Source organism: Nostoc sp. MG11, assembly GCF_014904695.1.
Lineage (GTDB): Bacteria > Cyanobacteriota > Cyanobacteriia > Cyanobacteriales > Nostocaceae > Komarekiella.
Window position 1 is genome coordinate 145,163 of record NZ_JACXXN010000012.1, and the last position, 20,128, is coordinate 165,290.

Here is a 20,128-nt window from a genome sequence, read left to right on the forward strand (position 1 = left end):
CCTAAATTAGGTTTTTTTGCGTCTCCAGCTTTACCCTAAATTTATGGTGATGAGCAGCAAGTGCCGCTCATCAATATTCCCACTACTGTTATTCTTCTTCCTCTAAATCGGCTTCTTCCTCTTCTTCACTAGTCTTGGTTACGGAGTTAGCAGAAACAACAGCTCCTTTGTCTAGCTTTTCACGTACCAGCTGCTTAATTTGTTCAGCAAATTCTGGTTTTTCTTCTAGGTACTTGATGGCGTTGTCTCGACCTTGGGAAATGTTGTCGCTGTTGTAGCTATACCAAGCTCCCTTACGGACAAGCACGCCAGTCTCTTCTGCCAAGTCTACAATACAACCCAAGGTAGAAATTCCTTTACCAAAAATAATGTCAAATTCCGCAATCCTAAAGGGTGGAGCTACTTTATTTTTAGCAACTTTAACTTTGACGCGATTACCAAATTCGTCAGTGCCTTTTTTCAAGGTTTGAATTCGGCGAATATCCAAGCGTACCGAAGCGTAAAACTTCAACGCGTTACCGCCAGTTGTTGTTTCTGGGCTACCGTAGGTAACACCAATTTTTTGTCGCAACTGGTTGATGAAAATTACAGTGCAGCCAGATTTTCCAATATTACCAGTAATCTTACGTAGAGCTTGGCTCATCAACCGTGCTTGAAGACCAACATGAGCATCACCCATATCGCCCTCAATTTCAGCGCGGGGAACCAATGCGGCTACTGAGTCAATGACTACAATATCAACTGCGGCGGAGCGAACAAGCTGATCGACAATTTCTAAAGCTGATTCACCAGTATCAGGTTGAGAAATAAGTAAATTGTTGATATCCACACCCAGTGCAGCAGAGTAGGCGGGGTCAAGGGCGTGTTCAGCATCGACGTAAGCAGCAATACCACCATTTCTTTGCACTTCAGCGACCGCATGTAGCGCTACTGTAGTCTTCCCGGAACTTTCCGGCCCATAAATCTCAATCACTCGTCCTTTGGGTAAACCACCACCTAATGCTAAATCTAGGGTGAGCGCTCCACTAGAAATTGTCTCCACCCGCATCCGGGTAGCATCGCCCAGGCGCATGATTGCTCCTTTACCAAAGCTGCGCTCTATTTGGTTGAGTACCATATTCAGCGCTTTTTGCTTGCCAGAAGTATCGGTGTTGATAGCCATTCCTGCCTCTAAATATATGGATTTTATGGATTTAAGGATTGATTGTTGGGATCGGAGCTTGAGTAGAACAGATATACTATTTTAGCCAGAAAATTCTGGAATAGGACTTCTCATTTTAAAAAAGGGTGTGACAAGATCGTAACCCGATCGCTACCCAATCGCTAGCTGATTTAGGTAGTCCTAAACAATGATACCAACTTGCATTTAGGGATAGCTTCTTTTGGCTGGATAAGCAAGGGATTTTCCAAGAAAAGATATTTCAACAATACTGTTAGTAGAATCTTACTTGTAAGCTGCGGTGGTAGCTAAATTAGGAGCGAGCCAATGCAAATTAGCATATCATCGACAGGGCTTTATTGGTTAAAGGCAAGATCTAGACGGCTTGTAGTGTGGTGTTGAAGGGATTTCAAAGCTTTAGAATGAAAGATTTTTTGAGCCAAAGTTAAAGAATTTATGCCCTATGGCCCATGCGAGAAGACTTTCTTACTTGCCCACGTTCGCGCAGCGGCACGTTAACGAATGCGAATGCGTCTTGTAGATGCAGGCTCTCGTCGAGAACAGAGGCGAGACGAAACCCAGTACAAGGACAGGATTTCTCACCGCTTTTAATAAAAAATATTCTTATTGTATTGTTTATTCAGATATAAAATATGTTCAAAAATACGAGATTATTATAACTTTATATAAAATGAGGTTTTTATCTCAAAGTCGTTAGGTATATGATAAAAGATTATACGTTTTTTAGTTTTTTAAATATCTTATATTTCAATTAATAAAATCTTAATTTACATGTATAAAAATGATTACTGAGAATATATTTTACATGAATTTTGTCTAAAAATTTGCCATAATAAAATCATAAAAATTTGAGATCGGATTCGCCAAATCTCTTCAAATCTGATAACATCGAGTCACCGCTGTGGGGTGGCATAGCTTACCTTAGAAAAATTGTTTGGTGTCTACGTCAAATCGATAGATAACCAAAATTATTATGCAAAGCCCTACTCGGATTTAGCGTCAGTAAAATTGAATTGGCGCTTCTAATAACTGGCTTCAACATTACAGCCTTAAGAAGTCGCTCAAGCTTCGATTTTCATTAATATAAGTGCTTAGTTTTGCACTTGTGCTATTTCACATTTAATTGTTTTTTAACATTTGCTCCTCACGATTACACACACAGATCAATTAATCGCTTCAATTACTCAATCTGGAGATAGAGAATGAATAAGCTAATTCTGTTTCTAGTTAGTAGCGTTTTGGTAATTAGTACCTTTGGCTGCCAAGAGACTCCTAAAACTGGTTCAGAAACTCCTAGTACTACTAATGAAGCTGCTCAAGTACCAGCAAAATCGGCTTCTCAAACAACTCAAACTACAGATAAAACTGCCAAAGTTCCAGGAACGCAAACGAATCCCTCAGTAGCTAGCACAGACACTAAAGCTAAAACGGATTCAGTAAAAACAGGAGCAACAAAATCTACCACTTCTGTTGCTAAAATTGGGGACAACTTAAAAACCGAAGTTAGCAAAAAGCTGAATGAAGGCTTACCAGGCAATAAGTTAGAAGTTGAAAACAAAGAAGGTGAGATCATCCTTAAAGGCACAGCTACTTCCCAAGAAGAACTCCAAAAAGCTGAAACCTTAGTCAAGGCAGTTCAAGGTGTGAAAAATGTGAAGGTAGAAGCAAAAGCTGAACCTGTGAAAAAGTCCTAGCATTGGGGACTGAGGATTAGGAACTAGGAGGACAAGGGGGAATTATTAAACAGGTCTTTCCCTTGTCTGTTCCTAATTACTGATAGCCAATACACAAGAATTAATTACTGTTAAATATAGAACCTGTATATAAATATCTCGCTGATCAATTAAATAGATGTTTTTTAAAACCACAGTGTAAAGAATCGTTACCGGATCTGATGAGCTTGTACTCCATAGAGAGAATTGCTGTACTTTAATGCATGATTGCTAAGTTCATCCCACTCTGGTAACGTCTGGGCTAGGGGTGTCCAGCCAATTCTGTATCAAAGACTAAATATGAGGGTACTTGTGAATCCAAGAGGTTATCTAGCGTACTTACCTGCATTGAAGAAAGCGAGTGTGTGTAAAACAATTGCGATCGCTTGTTTGGGTCTAATTTTTCCTACATTTATGCCTGATGTAGCAGCGGCAGAGACCGTAATGCAAAAAGTGGCACGAACAGGGATACTAACTGCTGGCACCAGTAAAGATGCGCTTCCTTTCGCCTCCTCTGACAATCAAGGGAAGTTGACTGGTTATTCTGTGGATATGCTGGCTCTGATCAAAGAACGGTTAGAAAAAGAATTAGACAAAAAAATTCAACTGAAATTAGTCGGACTTACCCCAGCAGAACGTATTCCCCAAATAGTTAATCGACAAGTTGATATTGTTTGCGACGCTACCAGCTTCACATGGGAGCGCGATAAAAAAGTAGATTTTTCGGTCAGTTATGGTGTTACTGGCACGCAGTTATTGGTTAAGAAGGCGAGTAATTTGGGTTCTCCTGAATCCCTCATTAACAAGCGAATTGGTGTGCTAGCACAAACTACTAATGAACTGGCAATTAAGCGGGCACAGCCTAAAGCTACACTGGTGTACTTGAAGACTAGGGCAGAGGGATTTGCTGGTTTGCAACAGGGCAAAATAGATGCTTTCGCATCCGATAGTATCCTGTTGGAGGGATGGTTGCAAAAAGCGAAAAATTCTGATGCTTTTGCGATCGCTCCTGATCGCCCCCTTTCACAAGAGGGAATTGCTTGCATGGTTCCTGAAAATAATTCTAAATTTCTCGACTCAGTAAACTATTCGCTTGTCAAGTTCATGCAAGGATTCGTGAATGGTAATCAACGATATGTCGCTATTTTTGATCGCTCGTTCGGTTCACAAGGAGCCGTTTTTCTGAATCGCGATTTACGAGATTTATTTTTGGAAACTATGCAACTGGTTATAGAATTCCGTGAAGAGATTCCCAAGGGTGACTTGTAAATTTATATGATGGATGCAGAAATCTAGTGTATCCCGCTACTAGTTAACGAACTTTTCCTCTGGATGATTCAGCATCAATGGGTTTAATTAGGTAAATCTGCAAAAGATACCAAACTATGAAAACTATCAAGGGTAATTTTTGACAGAACTTGATAATTGGTGAGCATAGCTTGCCGCCGTAGACATCGCTCTTACTAATCTCTGCGAGTTTCAGATTAAGCTCTGAACATCGCTCTAACCGACGGAAAAACATAGGGTGATTTGTATTCAAGATCACAGGAAATGCTCGCGCAGCAGTGTTATTCGTCTCTTGAATAACTCTGATATTATATTCGCGCGGGTCTATCCCAATGGATTGATAAAATGTTGCCCGTTCAAATACTGTCAAAGTATGGGTAGCAAATACACTCAACAAGAAGAAACGCACCCACAACCGCGCCTTCCAATTGTTCCATAGTTGAGGTTGCGACAGCAGCAGCGCTTTGAAAAAATCCCCATGCCGATTTTCATCCTGACACCAACTCTCAAACTTGCGGAACAAAGGATAAATTTGGTGTTCTGGATATTTTTCCATGTGGCGATACACCAGAATATAGCGCCAGTAGCCAATTTTTTCAGATAAGTAGACTGTGTAAATAATCCACTCTGGCGGAAAGAAGGTATAAGTGCGATTTTTAGTTAAATAACTCAAGTCAAGGGAAAGATTAAAATCTGCCATTGACTTATTCAGAAAGCCCGCATGACGTGCTTCATCACGTGCCATAAAATTAAAAGCTTCCGCTAGGATGGGGTTACGGTTTTTCAGTCGGCGCGATAACTCTTTGAACAGCAGAAACCCAGAAAACTCTGAGGTACAAGAGCGTTCTAAAAAGTCAATGAAGGCGAGGCGTGTTTCCCCATCAATGTGATCCCAACACTGCTGAAATTCTTGATCGCGTACAAAGTGATGACGGTTATAATCTGCTCGTAACTCCTCTAAAATTGCCCGTAACTCAGCCTCTTGCGCTGAGATGTCCAACTGTGCCACAGCCTCAAAGTCAGTGGTATAAAACCTAGGTGTTAATAATGTTTCTTGAACAGGCGCTTTTATACCTGGTTTCAACAATTCGGGTTGTGGAGTTTCCAAAGACTTAACCATGAGAATCCTTTGATTATTTTATTCTTTAAAAGTTATATAACCATAAATGGTTATTAGTGGACATCAGTTAAATTATTGAAAGTAAATTGTGAGAAATAATCTGAACATCTCCCATTTCAGGAGAGTTGAAATGCTTACCTATAATCAATTTTGTAACTGCTCATCTGAAATGTGCTTCAGTGTGAAAAGCAGAGAAATCTAAAGAAATATTAATAACTTCATAGTTATGCAAATATTAATAGTTAAATAATTTTAGAGGAAAGAAAAATAGTTGAGATCTGTATTAGCAGTGGTACTTGCTCGATGGCGTAATGCAGATCTGCTCTACACCTAGAATAACAATCTTTTAACTCTGGCATTGACTGTGAACTGGCAAGCATCCTGAGTCGATGACTGATCAGAAACCTTGCGCTTAGACATGAAGGAAGCAACTCAATGGTTTTTCTACTACCTGGTGTCAAATTTGATTTGGATATGATCAAAAAGTATGACACTCGCGCACCCAGATACACCAGTTACCCACCCGCAACAGAGTTAAACGAAACATTTACTCAAACTGATTTTAAAGCTGCGATCGCCGCATCGAATCAACGTAAATCTCCACTTTCTTTGTATTTCCATATACCCTTTTGTCAAAGTGCTTGCTATTTCTGTGGCTGTAACACGGTAATTTCTAACAACAAGAAGATTGCTAAGCCTTACGTAGAGTATCTAGTTCAAGAAATTAAGAACACCTCAGCCTTAATCGACCCACAAAGAAAAGTGCTTCAGATTCACTGGGGAGGCGGTACTCCTAATTATTTAGAACGTGACCAGGTAGAATTCTTATGGAAAAACATCAATCGCTACTTTAACATTGATCCACAAGCAGAGATTTCAATTGAAATTAATCCTCGCTATATCGATAGAAACTACATTTTATTTCTTAGACAGATTGGATTTAATCGCATTAGTTTTGGCATCCAAGATTTTAATCGCCAAGTTCAAGTTGCGGTGAATCGTGTCCAGCCTGAAGAAATGTTGTTTGATGTCATGAGTTGGATCAAAGAAGCTAAATTTGAAAGTGTGAATGTAGATCTAATTTATGGTCTACCCTATCAAACTCGTGAGACATTTCGGGAAACAGTGAAAAAAACTATTGAATTAGATCCTGACCGAATTGTTGTCTTTAACTTTGCTTATGTACCGTGGCTTAAATCAACGCAAAAAAATATTCCTCAAGAAGCTTTACCAGTATCACAAGAAAAGTTAGAAATTCTGAAAATGACAGTTGAGGAAATAACGAGTAACCAATATCTATTTATTGGTATGGATCATTTTGCCAAAACTGATGATGAACTAGCGATCGCCCAGCGGAATGGTACTCTTAAACGCAACTTCCAGGGCTACACCACCCATGCTGAAACAGAACTTTTTGGTTTTGGTGCTACCTCAATCAGTATGCTAGAAGATGCTTATGCTCAAAACCACAAGGAATTAAAGGATTATTATCAGGCAATGACAGCAGGCGTTTTACCAATTAGCAAAGGCATTAATTTGACTCAGGATGATATGATCAGACGGGATATAATCATGTGCATTATGTCTCACTTTCAGATTAATAAAGAAGACATTGAAAATAAACATCACATTAGTTTTAATGAATATTTCTCTAAGGAAATAGAAGCATTAAAGCCACTAGAAGCAGATAGCTTAGTCAGTTTATCAAAAAACTACATTCAGATCACAGATATTGGCAGATTATTAGTAAGAAATATTGCTGTCATATTTGATAATCATACTAAAATGCAAGAAACAACTTTCTCTCGTGCAATTTGATACCATTTCTCTAAATAATTGTTATATATTAGCGACTCAATTACTTTAAAATTTGCTTCAGTCGTTAATATTACCTTGTTGCAACAAGAATAATTTGTAGTGAGCAAAAATTTGCTGCAAGATTTTGTTTATAAAATGTATTTCTCAAGAGGGATAACAAGATTAATAAGATTCCCAACTTCATCTGAACTATAACTTTTGGATTTATAAATTACCTCATGTGGTAGAAACTATTGTGAAGTAGGATTGATAACTTATATACAAGGTGAACAGATTTTTGAGGAAGTGATGAACATCATTGTTTGGGTAGCATTAGGACTTTTGGCTGGTGCGATCGCTAAAGTTGTTTACCCTGGTTATCAAGGTGGTGGAATTTTATCCACAATGATTTTGGGTGTTATCGGTGCTTTTATTGGCGGAAGTCTGTTGACACTACTGCAAGCAGGAAACCTACAATTGACGGCAGCTGGTGCTGGTTTAAGTATTATTGGTATTTTAGTTGCTGTACTCGGTGCAATTATTGCCATATATTTATGGGTATTACTGGGAAGAAGCAGTAATGCTTAAATACTAATTACCAGTTGCAAACTATTAACTGAAGCGTGTTTAATTAAGTCTTTTAGTTCACCAGTCTTAGAAAATATAAAATCTGTAATTAGGTAGACAAGACTGGAAAAATACTAAAAGATAATGACTTAGCTGATCCATTCTGTTACATCATTATTTTTGGAAAGGGAAAAGTATGTTTTTTCACAGAAAAGAGCCTATTCATGCAGTCAAAATTGGTGAACCAAATCCTCGTTTTGCTCAACTGCTTTTAGAGCAATTCGGCGGAGCTACTGGAGAACTTAGTGCTGCTCTACAATATTGGGTTCAGTCATTTCATGTTGAAAATGCCGGCATTAAGGATATGCTTCAAGATATAGCTATCGAAGAATTTGGACACCTAGAAATGGTTGGCAAACTCATTGAGGCTCATACCAAGAATACTGATCAAACAGAAGCTTACAAAAGCACTCTTTTCGCAATAAGAGGTATAGGCCCTCACTTTCTAGATAGCCAAGGTAATGCTTGGACTGCAAATTACTTGAATGAAGGTGGAGATGTCGTGCGTGATTTGAGAGCTAATATTGCTGCTGAGGCTGGCGCTCGTCAAACTTACGAAGAATTGATCAAGCTGTCTACTGATCAAGAAACCAAAGAGGCGTTAGTTCACCTGTTAACACGAGAAATTTCTCATACCCAGATGTTTATGAAAGCTCTAGATTCACTAGGTAAGTTGACAGATCCATTCTTTGGTAATGTTAAACCTGACGAAACTGTTGCTCTGTACTACAATCTATCTTCCTATGGAAATGGAAATGGTAAGGATGAGCGTGGTCCTTGGAATTCTGAGCCAACATTTAAGTACATTGCTAACCCATCAGAAAGTAGCTCTTAATTCAATAAGTTTCAGTAAGAACGTAGATTGATTTTAGGTACAGATACCTTTAGCACGTTCTTACTTAAAACTCTCAAACTTAAGGTGGGCAATGCCCATCTTATTTTGAAATGACTAGTCGTTTGCTTACTCTATTAAAGTTTTAATTTGTCTATCGTATAATTATGCTTAAATGAATGCACACTATTTGTTGTTAATCTACAAAGATCAATAATAATTAGCGTTTTTCAGTCATAATTTTGTTGTCTGGCTCATCTTTATTTGCTAAATTATAGTTTTTCAAATTGAAGGTATTTGCAAAAGCCTCGCTCGATGTCTCTGAATTCAAACATTAATTCAATAAATATCAAAATCAAAACTTAGAATCTGGAGATTGACGTGTGATTGTCAGCGCTACACAAAATGGTTGGGAAATAATTTATCATCGTGCTCACGCTTTGCTAGCAGCTCAAATAGCAGGACAGTGGCGACGCAAAGATACTCCAGTACGGTTATATGAAACGATCGCTGCAATTTCCCATCATGATGACTTAGAGAAAGAGTGGGAGGAAGATAATCTGACTGAAGCGGGTACGCCAATGGACTTCACTCTCAATTCAGATATCGATATCGAGAAGTTGTCTAATATGGCAAACAATGCACGCTACCGAGGACGATGGGTAGCTTTGTTAATTTCTATGCACATGAGCCGTTTAAATGAGTCACAACGGGGTCAGTCTTCAGAAATAGACAAATTTTTAGATGAGCAACTTCAAAACCAGCAACGTTGGCGTAAGGAACTAGATATTGAGAAGGAGGAAATAGATGCAGCCTATGCGTTTATGCAGTGGTGCGATCGCCTTTCTCTCATCCTCTGTCAGCAGGAGCTACCTGCTGATGAGCGGTTTTTAGAAATTAGCAAAGGGCCTGACGGTAAGCGCTATGACATTATGCAAAGCAGTAATCAATCGGTGACTGTCAAACCCTGGCCCTTTCAAGATGACCGATTTACAGTCAACGTCGAAGCTTGCGACCTCTCCCAGGTTAAATTTGAAAGCAACGCCGAACTGAGTCAAGCACTTCAGGAAGCTCCTATCAAGGTAATGGAGTGGATATTTGTTAAAGGTTAGGTACATCTAAATTAAGCTGTAGCCAACATACTCCGCAATTGATACCCTCATTTGAGGGCTTTTTCTGTTGGAATTCCTCTAGAAATCTTTCAATTAGCGATCGCCCAACTCTTTATTCTAGATAAGTAACTCTTATAGATTCTATCAATCTTCTTTTGTCAAGTCTAGTTGACTATATGTAACAATCAAGTTAATATTATTTACATAAGTTAATAAAACTAAAATTTAAATTACTGCTAAACAAAAAAAGCTGATTTCGGTATCGCTATCTTCATAGACATTTGGACTTCTCCCATCGACCTCGACTTAACAGCCGAGGTTTTTTGTGCTTAGTAGTACCAAGACTTTTACTAAGCTTGCATCATCGCCTTTTCTGATTCCAGGCGCAAGAATACATAAATCTAAACCTTAAAATCAAGTTAATAGCCTTACGCAGATTTCGGTAAGCCTGACATTTTATACTAATCTCAACGAAGTCACAGGGAAGACAGATGATCCTTCTTCCTCCTGACTCCAAACTTCTTCCTTCTTGTTTAGGATTTATTCGGGCGGGGTCGTAATCTCCGTACTTATTCTGACTTGTGACTTCTGACTCCTTCCTTCTTGTTCAATTAACGTAAGTCTCCAACAGAAGCGCACGTTAAAATGGACTAAAACCCTTTCTCAGTCTCCTTCAGAGACTTTAGCTATTAGCATAAGAATTCATTCTTAGGCGGTTATTGGGAGGAATGCAAGACTTAGGTAAACGGTACTTCGTCTGTCTTTATCGTACCTATAAATAAAAAAGGTAGGACTGCCTACCTTTAAACCAAAAAAAGCATTTTATAACCAAACAAACCCAATATCACACACAATTTTGACGAATCTATTGCAAAAATATGACGACCGTGTGACGTTTAATCTGAAGTAGACTTTGCTATTATCCCCAGCTGCAAACCTGCTGGATAACTACCTTGCTCTTTAATTTGTTTAATTTCAGCATCCGTTATTTGCAAATTTAACTTTTGTGCCAACACCCGTACAACATCTCCCCGGTCAATTACACCAGCGACAGCACCAGCAGGGGAAAGTACAGTAATCCGAGGTAACTGCTCATTTTCTAACTTGTTAATCACCTCAGCCAGGGAAGTTGACTCTGCAACTGTGGGTATTTCTGTCAGGGGATGCACAATGCTGTGTAGGGTTTGAGTCTCCCATTGACTCCTTTGAGTTAGACGTAAATCGTTAATGGAAACCATACCCCGGTAACGTCCATCAGAAGCAGCAAAATAAATCTGGGAAGGGGCGGTTTCCAATAGATATGAATCGGCAAAGGAACGCAATGTCTGGTCAGCATCAACGACGCGAAAATCACGGGTCATAGCATCGGTGGCTAGCAGCTTGAGCAAAGTTTCTTGCAATGTAGTCACGCGGTCATAGCTGTTGGCATTTCGGATACCAAACCAACCCAACAGAGCAATCCACAAACCAACCGCCAATTCTCTAGTCAAGAAATCGATCGCAAACCCCAAGGCGATCGCACTGTAACCTAAAATTTGCCCCGCTCTCGCAGCCCAGTGTACAGCTTGATAACGATTACCTGTTGCTTGCCATAGTGCTGCTTTTAACACTTGTCCACCATCTAAAGGTAAGCCAGGAATCATGTTAAACAGTGCTACAACTAAGTTAATTCTTGCTAAATCTCCGACCATTACACTGACGGGGCTAGTATCAGGTAAAACAGTAGCTCCGAGACGCAGCAGGAAAAACAGCACAATACTCACCAACGGCCCAGCGATCGCTACTTGAAAAGCTTTTCCTGGAGTTTTGGATTCTTCTTCTATAGCAGCAATCCCGCCAAACAGAAACAGGGTAATCGAGTTAACTTTAATGCCTTGCGATCGGGCTACCAAGCTATGACCTAACTCATGTAATAACACCGAACCAAATAGCAGCAGCGCCATCACTATTCCAGCGCTCCAAGCAATCACATTCCCCCATTCCTGGTAAGCTACCCCAAAATTAAGGGTTGCCAGCCCTAAAATTACAAACCACAAAGGGTCTAAAAACAGGGGAATTCCAAATAAAGACCCAATTTTCCAATTTGTTTGCATTACATTGTCCTAAAACTAAATATCACCAGCAATTTTTATAGCTATCTTTAGTATAATTTTATACATAAGTTAAATGGCAATTAATTTCAGCAGTGCCAAGGCGCAAGATGCTCTGACTTCTAGAATAGACAATTACTACGAGTAATCAAACTTAATGCTGTGGGCAATATGAGCAATTTGAAGCAAATGACATGATGGTTCTTTCTCCCGCATGAATAAACTGCTTGAGTCTAGAGAGTGGATTGATACCATCTTTGAAGACAAGTACACTTTTTGCTGATGAAGTAGTTAAATCTTCCCGCAAAAGGAAGGTTAATACTTCCCTCCTCAGTTAGAACAACTACACAAAAGCTGACTTGGCTAATACTCGCGAGTTATCTTGCTGGAGAAAGAACCAGAATCATTTTTGGAGTTTTGTATTTATTGAAACGTTATAAGTAACGTCTCTGTCATCCCAAAACTACAGACGACCGATATTAGTCAGTCCTAAAACAATGCCAACGCCGATAACATGACCGAAAGCCATCGCCGCGACGAATGTTGGAATGCTGACTGGCAGAATCGGGAACTTAGGCCCAACTAGAGGTTTTTCGATTCTAGTACTTAGCAAAAGAACTACTAAGCAACTGACGCTGATGATAATCCCTACAGTGGGACTCCACGCTGGTGTTGGAGGAACAGTTGCAGCGGTTGCTAGTAAGATAGATGAAGTCAAGCTTTTGTCTCCTGAATGGAAAAACAATGTAAACCTACAAAATTATAAAGTTACTCAGGAAACAAGCGAAAATAATTAGCAAAAATTCGACGTTTTTTTCAGTTCTCAATATGTCAAATTTATATGCGCGTTAAGATTTGTGGCATTACTCAACCACAGCAGTCTATAGCGATCGCCTCTCTTGGCGCAACCGCACTAGGATTTATTTGTGTACCAACCTCACCTCGCTACGTTACCACATTGCAAATTTGTGCAGCTGTGGCACAACTACCAGAAAATATTGACAGAATTGGTGTTTTTGCTAACGCCAGCATTCCCGAAATCAGCCAGACAGTTGTTAATTCTGGGTTGACTGGTGTACAGTTACACGGAGATGAATCACCAGAATTTTGTTACCAGCTGCGTCAATCTCTAGCCAACGTCGAAATTATTAAAGCGCTCAGAATTAGAAGTCTTGAGCATCTTGACACAGCAGTTAATTACAGTAAATACATAGATACTTTGCTACTTGATGCCTATCATCCCCAACAACTGGGTGGTACAGGTCAAACCTTAGATTGGACGATGTTAGAGAAATTTAGCTCGAGTTGCCCTTGGTTTTTAGCTGGGGGAATAACACCAGATAATGTTGTGGAAGCCTTAAGCCAGGTTAATCCTAGCGGCATTGATTTATCTAGTGGTGTGGAGCGCACACCTGGAGATAAGGATTTAGACAAAGTAGCAAAGTTGTTTGAGAAATTAGGAAGTAGAGAGTAGAGGGAGCAGGAGGAGCAAGGGGGGCAGGGGGAGCAGCGGAGCAGTAAAGCAAAGAAGCAAAAGAATAATCTTTCCCTTTTCCCTTTTCCCTTTCCCCCTTTCCCAATACCCCATGACGCCAGTTCGCTCAAGTCGGGAAACCCGCCCACGCGACTGGCTCCCCAATCCCCAGTCCCTAAAAGAATGCTGCTTGATGGCGAATCAAGTTAAAGAATTCTTCACGAGTTTTGTGTTCCTCTTGGAATACACCAACCATTGCACTGGTAACAGTCCAAGAACCCGGTTTTTGGACACCTCGCATTACCATGCACATATGAGTAGCTTCCATCACAACGGCGACTCCTTGAGGTTCCAGAATCGTCTGAATTGCTTCGGCAATTTGCCGGGTTAACCTCTCCTGTACTTGCAAGCGACGGGAATACATCTCGACGATCCGAGCCAGTTTACTCAGTCCCACAACTTTTTGGTTAGGGATATAAGCAACGTGTGCTCTGCCCATAAATGGCAGCATGTGGTGTTCGCACAAACTAAAGAAATTAATATCTCGCACTAGTACCATCTCGTTATGTCCTTCATCAAAGATGGCATCATTAACGAGTTCTTCTAGGGATTGGTTGTAGCCACTGGTTAAAAACCGCATTGCCTCGGCCACCCGCTTGGGTGTTTTGAGGAGTCCTTCGCGTTCAGGATCTTCTCCGACGCCTAATATTAGTGTCCGCACGGCATCTGTCATTTCTTCCATCTGTTCCTCTTTTGGCGGGAACACATCCGCTTGTCGTCCGTTGTGGGTATTGCGATCAGGTCTAGGATTGATAGCTTCTGCCAAATCGGGAATCAGAGGCGATTGAGAGCGATTAGAACCGTTGGAACTAGCGATAGTCATGATGTAGTAGTCTTGGTTATGGTTTGAAGATTGGTCATTAGTTATTAGTCATTAGTTATTAGTTTGGGATAAATCACAAAGAACAAATGACAAATGACTCTTTAAAGGACGCCAGCGCTAGGCATCAGGGTCAATTCATCAACAACTGCCTGTTGTGGTAACAGAACTGTGTAGAGAATTGATTGAGCAACAATTTCTGGGGTCAACATCTTTGAGCGGTCAAAATCGGCATTAACAGTTTCCGTGTCCCAAAGTTCAGTGTTGACTGCACCAGGACAAATAGCAGTAACGCGAATGCCGTAGCCCCGTTCTTCTTGTGCCAAGGTTTGAGAAAGGGCTATTAGTCCAGCTTTACTGACGTTATATGCACCCCAATCGGGGAAAGGTTGTTTTGCGGCAATAGAGGCGACGTTGATAATTGTGCCGCCCCGATCGCGCATTGAAGGCAAAATTCCCACAATGCATTGAAACACGCTGGTAAGATTCAAGTTAATTACTTGTTGCCAGTCTTCTAATGGGGTTTCGCTCAATGTGCCTGTGTACGCTATGCCAGCGTTATTTACCAGAATGTCTACGTTGCTAAAGTCAAGGGCGATCGCTTGAATCTTTTCTTGGACTTCTGAGATACAAGCTAGATCCACAGCATAAGCTTTCGCTTCCACCCCAGCTTGCTGTGCTGCTTCTGCAACCGCCTCCAACTTATGCAAAGAACGGCTGACTAAGGCGACATCTATTCCCGCCTTTGCAAAAGCTAAAGCCGTTGCTTTCCCAATTCCACTACTTGCCCCAGTAATTAGGGCACGTCGTTTCTGCTCAACACTCATGGTTTCTCCCAATTTTTTGGCAGTTCCGAAAGCTTATTCCCACCTAATTATTCACATCTCTCTGTTTGGATAGATTAAAAGGAGCTAAAAATACGTTAAGTTTTTTGACACCTGCTGTACTTTAGTACCAGGGTGACTACATGCGATTTGGGTTTTTTCCCAGTGAGGACAACAAATTATCGCCTGGGAAATCATACCGTACACTCAAAGTTGATTACTTCAATACTAAACAACCCACTCAATCAAATCGAGTAGGCTTGCCAAACATGCAAATGCCTATGGCTGAGAAGATTGTTAAAAATCTTTAAGCACATAGGCAATTATAGCACTGCTGTTGAGCTAATCAATCATCTCCAGAGGTACTAGTGAGCAACTTCAGTAAAAACACCAATTTTACGGAATTTTTCATAGCGTAGTTGGCGTCGTTCTGGAGCGGTTAAGCGATTGAGGTCATCCAAATTGTCTAACAGTGCTTGCTTGAGAGTGGTAGCGGCTTTTAGGGGGTCTGCATGAGCGCCGCCGATGGGTTCAGGCAATATCTCGTCAATAATTCCCAAATTTTTCAGATCAGGAGAAATGATTTTTAGGGCTACTGCTGCTTGGGGAGCCTTAGCAGCATCTTTCCACAAGATAGCAGCACAGCCTTCGGGGCTAATAACGGTATAAACAGCGTGTTCAAACATTAAAAGGCGATCGCCTACACCAATGCCAAGTGCGCCGCCAGAACTGGCTTCACCGATGACTGTGCAGATGATGGGGACATCCAGGCAAAACATCTCTCGTAAATTGTAGGCGATCGCTTCTCCCGCGCCTTGTTGTTCGGCTGCCACTGTCGGCAAAGCGCCTGGGGTGTCGATAAAGGTCAAAATCGGCATACCAAATTTGTTGGCATGTGCCATCAAGCGTAGCGCCTTGCGATAACCTCCTGGGGAAGCCATGCCGAAGTTTCGGGCAATATTGTCTTTAGTATCGCGCCCTTTTTGTTGACCTAACATAACTACGGGTTGTCCCCCTAAACGAGCCACACCGCCAATTAATGCCGGATCGTCACCACCACTGCGATCGCCATGCAATTCCATCCATTCATCACTAATTGCTTGAATGTAATCGAGAGTGCTGGGGCGGCGAGGATGCCGAGCGACTTGTAATCGCTGGGATGGTGATAGACTACTGAAAATTTCCTCACGCAGTTGCATAGCGCGTGCTTCAAGTTGACGAATTTGACCAGAAACATCGACGCCATTTTCTTCTGCAAGTTGCCGAATTTGCTCAATCCGGGTTGCAAGTTCTGCTAGTGGCTTTTCAAAATCCAACAGTAGCGGTTTTCGCTCAATAGTTGCCATTGTAGGAGTTATGAGTTACGAGTTATGAGTTATTTATTCCTGAAGTTCTGATCGGAGCCTCCGCTCAGACTTCTCTGTTTGTGATTAGTCATTTGTCATTGACGAAGGACAAATGACTAATCACCAATGACTAAACCAGCAGTGGTCTAAATCCGTGTTTCACCGACACCCGACCGATCTGCTCCATTTTGTCTACAGTAATCTGATTGCGTCCCCATGAAAAGTTTGTATATAACTTCTCAAATTCCAGCAACATTGATTCAGCAAAACAAGCAAACAACTGACGTGCTGGCACGTCCATATTGACTATTTTCATAATTTTCCAGTCAATATCCAGAGAATGCTCTACAATTCCACCATTTAGCACGTGTACACCAGGATGCTGAATTTTCATTGCTAAGTTTTTAGGATAGCCACCATCAATCAGCAAACAAGGTTTCTTCAAAGCTGTGGGGTCAATTTCCACGCCTTTGGGCATACTAGCAACCCAAACTACAATATCAGCTTGGGGCAGTGCTTCGCTTAAAGCCATGATTTTTCCTCGCCCCAGTTCGTCTTGCAACTCTTGAAGACGTTCTTGGTTACGGGCGATCAGCAGGAGTTCTTTGACGTCAGTTTTCGCATCTAGCCAGCGTGTAACTGCACTGCCAATATCTCCTGTTGCTCCACATACAGCGACAGTCGCGCTCTTAAGATCAATTCCTAGTTGTTTCGATGCTTCTTCTACTTGCCGACAAATAATGTAGGCAGTATGTGTATTTCCTGTGGTGAAGCGTTCAAATTCTAGTTTAATGTTGCGAACTTGGCTAAACTGCTCTAATTTAAAGTTTTCAAAAATAATTGAGGAAAACCCACCTAAAGCCGTAATGTTGATGCCATGCTTCTGAGCATGGGCCATAGCGTTCAAAATTTTGCGTGTCGCTGCTTTGATGCGGCGAGTAGCTAGCATCTCCGGTAAAAAGCAAGACTCGACATACCGTCCTTCAATTTTTTGCCCAGTCACACTGGTGACAATAATACTATCGACAATTTGCGGCGGGGCGCTGCACCAAAAATCTAGCCCTTGATCGGCATATTCTGGATATCCCAATTCTTGGGCTACTGCTTGAGCGTGTTCCAAACTAGTCAGATGTCCAATTAGACCAAACATGTAGTGATGTATTAAGCTTATGCTGCGTCGAAAGCGTGGAATTGAGTTGTTCAAAAATGCTGACTTACTGAAGTTTTAGAGTAGCGGAAGCTGCCGCACCCTGCGGGTTCTTGTTACTGACTTGTCGCTGAGTGCTGAGAACAAAGAAGGTAAAACAATGTCTTCACTTTTAACTCTTCATTCTGTACTCATGATTTAGCACGGGCTAAACGCCCCGCTACCGCTAACATAACTCAGCACTGTGGTTTAAACTGCCGTCAGTCCGTAAGCTGACATCCGCATGATGTCACGAGTGGTGAAGCCGATATTACTCAATGCTTCACCGTACTGAATCATGAAGTCTTCTACCAAAGCATCTTTAGCCATTGCTAAAGTATGAGCATCGTCTGCAACTTGGTTCAGCATTTTCCAGACGATAGGCAGGTTTTGGCGATTTGCTTCTTCTAGTTCAGTTTTAGATTCTGTATAGTGTTCTTTCAACCAAACTTCTCCAAAGTTGAGATGACTGTATTCATCTTTTACTACCCCTTCTGTAATTTTACGTGCAAAGTCGTCTGCAACTGGGATGTAGATGTTATACGCTGCTATGGCGAAACATTCAATAATTAAAGACTGAATTAATAGGCAAGTAACAACTTTACCTGCTGCTGCCGCTGTTTGGAAATTTTGATGTAGTCCGGCAAAAAATTCTTTGGCAAATTGCAAATCTGGTGTTACTTGCAAGTTGCGCCCACAAGCTTCAAATCCTTTTTTGTGGCGACTTTCCATCTTAGATAGACGAATCAGTTCATTTTGATGTTCCGGCAGCAGTTGGCCCAGTCTAATGTAATTTTCATGGGCTTCTTGTTCCCCTTCAATTACGATCGCATTAATGCGGCTGTAGGCATCTTTATAGATTTCGCTGTGAAAATCAATCTCTTCAAACTGGTCTGCAAGCTGCTGCATGGTATGTTTACTCCTGTAAAACTGAATCATTTAATACCAGAGTTGAATTTACTCTATAAATTTAGGGTAACAAGCACTATGGTTTAATTTTACTTAACAAGTAACTATGTTTATAGATTAGCTTTTGCTGGGGGCAATGCTCTAGTACTAAAGAAACAAATGCTTTGTAGAACAACGTCATGTCCAAACCAAACTGGAATCTGAAATCTGGCGATTTTTTGAGCTTAGGAGTCCTGTTGTTAGGAGCATTTATTGTCCTACTACCGCTGTTTGTGGTCTTTCTCACTTCATTTGCACCTCCGGGAGCAGCTTTAGAAGTTTTACCCAAAAATAGTTGGTCATTAGCTAATTACCGCGATGCATGGCAGCGAGGTAAATTTTTGCTGGCGTTTGCTAATTCTACCTTGGTAGCGATCGCTGTGACGGCGTTTCAGATTGTCACTTCAGCATTAGCAGGTTACGCCCTAGCACGGCTGAAATTTCGCGGACGCCAAGCACTACTACTGATTGTTTTGGCAACTTTGGTGATTCCGTTTCAGTTATTGGTGATTCCCATCTTTTTGGTGTTGAAGTGGGGACACCTAATCAATACTTACGGAGCGCTAATTTTACCAACTGCTGTCAATGGCTTTGGTATTTTTTTGTTACGCCAATATTTCCAAACAATTCCTGTGGAGTTAGAGGAAGCCGCAGCTATAGACGGAGCAAATCGACTGCAAATTTTGTGGCGGGTAATGTTACCTTTAGCTCGTCCAGCTTTGGTAACGCTATTTCTGTTCACCTTTATCGGCGAATGGAATGATTTGTTTAAGCCTTTGGTATTTACGACACGCCCAGAATTAAGAACTGTGCAGCTAGCTTTAGCTGAGTTTCAGGAGCAATTTACAAATAATTGGCCTTTGATGATGGCAGCTGTGACTATAGCGACTGTCCCAGTGATGGTATTATTTCTTATCGGTCAGCGTCAGTTTATTCGAGGTATTGCCGCGACGGGAATTAAGAATTAGTCATTATCACTTACAGTCGATGGAACACTCTAGACTTAGTGAGATAGATGAGTATTGGGCTAATCGCCTTGGCTGTAACATTTATGACTTACAGCGCATTGGCACGACAGTTCACGTTAGAGAAGATCGGAAAAATGCCAATTACATTCTGTTGTTTAGAACAGAATGTGCTTCGATTGTCAAAGTTTATCCTCAACACCTGAGTACAGTGATTCGCGCACTTGAGGGAATATCTCAGACAGCTTATGTCACAGCCGAACAACTTCAATTTCTTTTCAAGAGGATGTCCACTAAAATAGAAACGCCTGAGTACGTTTACTATTTATCTCCTGAAAGATTCAAAAGAGTGAAAAAAAAAGCTGATGTACGTCAGCTTACTGCCTCAGACAGCGCCAATTTGAAAAGTTTGCAAAACAGTTGTACAAACAAAGAAATAGAATTGGGAGAGGTAGAGATTCACCATCCTGCCATATTTTGATGTTTTGTAGATGATAAGTTAGTTGCATCTGCAAGCTTAATTTTTTACGAAGAAAAGATTGCAGATGTTGGTGTGTTGACACATCCAGATTTTAGAGGTTGTGGTTTTGGTAAAACTGTAGTGACAGCCTTATGTGAATGGGGATTACAGCAAAATCGTATTTTACAGTATTGGACGATGCAGAGCAATGTTAACTCGATAAAACTAGCATTGTCACTTGGATTCATTAAGTATGGGACTGAAGAAGTATTGCGTTTGGTTTAGGAC

Annotated in this window: 18 protein-coding genes and 1 pseudogene; 10 read left to right on the forward strand and 9 right to left on the reverse strand. The window is 41.0% G+C overall.

What is annotated here, in order from left to right; translation table 11 throughout:
* Positions 1 to 88 precede the first annotated feature (88 nt).
* Positions 89 to 1,162: a recombinase RecA gene (gene recA, locus HCR01_RS18525; protein ID WP_191756793.1), complete on the reverse strand. Its 1,074-nt coding sequence runs from the start codon at positions 1,160 to 1,162 to the stop codon at positions 89 to 91.
* 1,220 nt (positions 1,163 to 2,382) lie between these two features.
* On the opposite strand from recA, the gene HCR01_RS18530 reads away from it, so the two are divergent.
* Together HCR01_RS18530 and HCR01_RS18535 are read left to right on the forward strand one after the other, a co-directional pair.
* A complete protein-coding gene (locus tag HCR01_RS18530) occupies positions 2,383 to 2,874 on the forward strand; it encodes a BON domain-containing protein (protein WP_193197587.1) in 492 nt (163 codons plus the stop codon).
* 432 nt (positions 2,875 to 3,306) lie between these two features.
* Entirely contained in the window at positions 3,307 to 4,161 is an 855-nt protein-coding gene (locus HCR01_RS18535; protein WP_226889434.1) for an amino acid ABC transporter substrate-binding protein, read from the forward strand.
* Between the two features lie 43 nt (positions 4,162 to 4,204).
* Here HCR01_RS18535 and acsF read toward each other — a convergent pair whose 3' ends face one another.
* Positions 4,205 to 5,299 (reverse strand): magnesium-protoporphyrin IX monomethyl ester (oxidative) cyclase, encoded by a 1,095-nt coding sequence (acsF, locus tag HCR01_RS18540; RefSeq protein ID WP_193197589.1) that lies wholly within the window; start codon positions 5,297 to 5,299, stop codon positions 4,205 to 4,207.
* Between the two features lie 435 nt (positions 5,300 to 5,734).
* Between acsF and hemN the strand changes: the two genes are divergently transcribed.
* The 4 genes from hemN to HCR01_RS18560 all read left to right on the forward strand — a co-directional run bounded on the left by hemN (position 5,735) and on the right by HCR01_RS18560 (position 9,667).
* Complete coding sequence (gene hemN / locus HCR01_RS18545) at positions 5,735 to 7,117, forward strand: oxygen-independent coproporphyrinogen III oxidase (protein ID WP_193197590.1); 1,383 nt, start codon at positions 5,735 to 5,737, stop codon at positions 7,115 to 7,117.
* A gap of 288 nt (positions 7,118 to 7,405) precedes the next feature.
* A complete protein-coding gene (locus tag HCR01_RS18550) occupies positions 7,406 to 7,684 on the forward strand; it encodes a GlsB/YeaQ/YmgE family stress response membrane protein (RefSeq protein ID WP_193197629.1) in 279 nt (92 codons plus the stop codon).
* A 175-nt stretch (positions 7,685 to 7,859) separates the two neighbouring features.
* Complete coding sequence (locus HCR01_RS18555) at positions 7,860 to 8,558, forward strand: manganese catalase family protein (protein WP_193197591.1); 699 nt, start codon at positions 7,860 to 7,862, stop codon at positions 8,556 to 8,558.
* Positions 8,559 to 8,938: 380 nt separating this feature from the next.
* Positions 8,939 to 9,667: a DUF3891 family protein gene (locus tag HCR01_RS18560; protein ID WP_193197592.1), complete on the forward strand. Its 729-nt coding sequence runs from the start codon at positions 8,939 to 8,941 to the stop codon at positions 9,665 to 9,667.
* 896 nt (positions 9,668 to 10,563) lie between these two features.
* Here HCR01_RS18560 and HCR01_RS18565 read toward each other — a convergent pair.
* A complete protein-coding gene (locus tag HCR01_RS18565; protein ID WP_193197593.1) occupies positions 10,564 to 11,760 on the reverse strand; it encodes a site-2 protease family protein in 1,197 nt (398 codons plus the stop codon).
* A gap of 460 nt (positions 11,761 to 12,220) precedes the next feature.
* Complete coding sequence (gene psaK / locus HCR01_RS18570) at positions 12,221 to 12,475, reverse strand: photosystem I reaction center subunit PsaK (protein WP_193197594.1); 255 nt, start codon at positions 12,473 to 12,475, stop codon at positions 12,221 to 12,223.
* A 123-nt stretch (positions 12,476 to 12,598) separates the two neighbouring features.
* On the opposite strand from psaK, the gene HCR01_RS18575 reads away from it, so the two are divergent.
* On the forward strand, positions 12,599 to 13,231 hold the full coding sequence (locus HCR01_RS18575; protein ID WP_193197595.1) for a phosphoribosylanthranilate isomerase: 633 nt from the start codon (positions 12,599 to 12,601) through the stop codon (positions 13,229 to 13,231).
* 175 nt (positions 13,232 to 13,406) lie between these two features.
* Here the strand turns inward: HCR01_RS18575 and folE are convergent, their stop codons facing one another.
* The 5 genes from folE to HCR01_RS18600 all read right to left on the reverse strand — a co-directional run bounded on the left by folE (position 13,407) and on the right by HCR01_RS18600 (position 18,376).
* Complete coding sequence (gene folE, locus HCR01_RS18580) at positions 13,407 to 14,114, reverse strand: GTP cyclohydrolase I FolE (protein ID WP_162395803.1); 708 nt, start codon at positions 14,112 to 14,114, stop codon at positions 13,407 to 13,409.
* 101 nt (positions 14,115 to 14,215) lie between these two features.
* Positions 14,216 to 14,938: an SDR family oxidoreductase gene (locus tag HCR01_RS18585; protein ID WP_193197596.1), complete on the reverse strand. Its 723-nt coding sequence runs from the start codon at positions 14,936 to 14,938 to the stop codon at positions 14,216 to 14,218.
* A 362-nt stretch (positions 14,939 to 15,300) separates the two neighbouring features.
* Positions 15,301 to 16,281, reverse strand: coding sequence for an acetyl-CoA carboxylase carboxyltransferase subunit alpha (locus tag HCR01_RS18590; RefSeq protein WP_193197597.1), 981 nt, complete (start codon positions 16,279 to 16,281; stop codon positions 15,301 to 15,303).
* A gap of 130 nt (positions 16,282 to 16,411) precedes the next feature.
* Complete coding sequence (locus HCR01_RS18595) at positions 16,412 to 17,431, reverse strand: long-chain acyl-[acyl-carrier-protein] reductase (RefSeq protein WP_193197598.1); 1,020 nt, start codon at positions 17,429 to 17,431, stop codon at positions 16,412 to 16,414.
* A gap of 246 nt (positions 17,432 to 17,677) precedes the next feature.
* A complete protein-coding gene (locus tag HCR01_RS18600; protein ID WP_193197599.1) occupies positions 17,678 to 18,376 on the reverse strand; it encodes an aldehyde oxygenase (deformylating) in 699 nt (232 codons plus the stop codon).
* A 179-nt stretch (positions 18,377 to 18,555) separates the two neighbouring features.
* Between HCR01_RS18600 and HCR01_RS18605 the strand changes: the two genes are divergently transcribed.
* The 3 genes and pseudogenes from HCR01_RS18605 to HCR01_RS18615 all read left to right on the forward strand — a co-directional run.
* Positions 18,556 to 19,383: a carbohydrate ABC transporter permease gene (locus tag HCR01_RS18605; RefSeq protein ID WP_162395646.1), complete on the forward strand. Its 828-nt coding sequence runs from the start codon at positions 18,556 to 18,558 to the stop codon at positions 19,381 to 19,383.
* 19 nt (positions 19,384 to 19,402) lie between these two features.
* On the forward strand, positions 19,403 to 19,861 hold the full coding sequence (locus HCR01_RS18610; protein WP_193197600.1) for a hypothetical protein: 459 nt from the start codon (positions 19,403 to 19,405) through the stop codon (positions 19,859 to 19,861).
* Positions 19,862 to 19,876: 15 nt separating this feature from the next.
* Positions 19,877 to 20,125: pseudogene (locus HCR01_RS18615) on the forward strand (GNAT family N-acetyltransferase); the annotation flags it as partial.
* Positions 20,126 to 20,128 lie beyond the last annotated feature (3 nt).

Coding starts and splice junctions, on each gene's coding strand:
- recA (WP_191756793.1), bottom strand. CDS start 1,162: ATGGCTATCAACACCGATACTTCTGGCAAGCAAAAAGCGCTGAATATG.
- HCR01_RS18530 (WP_193197587.1), top strand. CDS start 2,383: ATGAATAAGCTAATTCTGTTTCTAGTTAGTAGCGTTTTGGTAATTAGT.
- HCR01_RS18535 (WP_226889434.1), top strand. CDS start 3,307: ATGCCTGATGTAGCAGCGGCAGAGACCGTAATGCAAAAAGTGGCACGA.
- acsF (WP_193197589.1), bottom strand. CDS start 5,299: ATGGTTAAGTCTTTGGAAACTCCACAACCCGAATTGTTGAAACCAGGT.
- hemN (WP_193197590.1), top strand. CDS start 5,735: ATGGTTTTTCTACTACCTGGTGTCAAATTTGATTTGGATATGATCAAA.
- HCR01_RS18550 (WP_193197629.1), top strand. CDS start 7,406: ATGAACATCATTGTTTGGGTAGCATTAGGACTTTTGGCTGGTGCGATC.
- HCR01_RS18555 (WP_193197591.1), top strand. CDS start 7,860: ATGTTTTTTCACAGAAAAGAGCCTATTCATGCAGTCAAAATTGGTGAA.
- HCR01_RS18565 (WP_193197593.1), bottom strand. CDS start 11,760: ATGCAAACAAATTGGAAAATTGGGTCTTTATTTGGAATTCCCCTGTTT.
- HCR01_RS18575 (WP_193197595.1), top strand. CDS start 12,599: ATGCGCGTTAAGATTTGTGGCATTACTCAACCACAGCAGTCTATAGCG.
- folE (WP_162395803.1), bottom strand. CDS start 14,114: ATGACTATCGCTAGTTCCAACGGTTCTAATCGCTCTCAATCGCCTCTG.
- HCR01_RS18585 (WP_193197596.1), bottom strand. CDS start 14,938: ATGAGTGTTGAGCAGAAACGACGTGCCCTAATTACTGGGGCAAGTAGT.
- HCR01_RS18590 (WP_193197597.1), bottom strand. CDS start 16,281: ATGGCAACTATTGAGCGAAAACCGCTACTGTTGGATTTTGAAAAGCCA.
- HCR01_RS18595 (WP_193197598.1), bottom strand. CDS start 17,431: ATGTTTGGTCTAATTGGACATCTGACTAGTTTGGAACACGCTCAAGCA.
- HCR01_RS18600 (WP_193197599.1), bottom strand. CDS start 18,376: ATGCAGCAGCTTGCAGACCAGTTTGAAGAGATTGATTTTCACAGCGAA.
- HCR01_RS18605 (WP_162395646.1), top strand. CDS start 18,556: ATGTCCAAACCAAACTGGAATCTGAAATCTGGCGATTTTTTGAGCTTA.
- HCR01_RS18610 (WP_193197600.1), top strand. CDS start 19,403: ATGGAACACTCTAGACTTAGTGAGATAGATGAGTATTGGGCTAATCGC.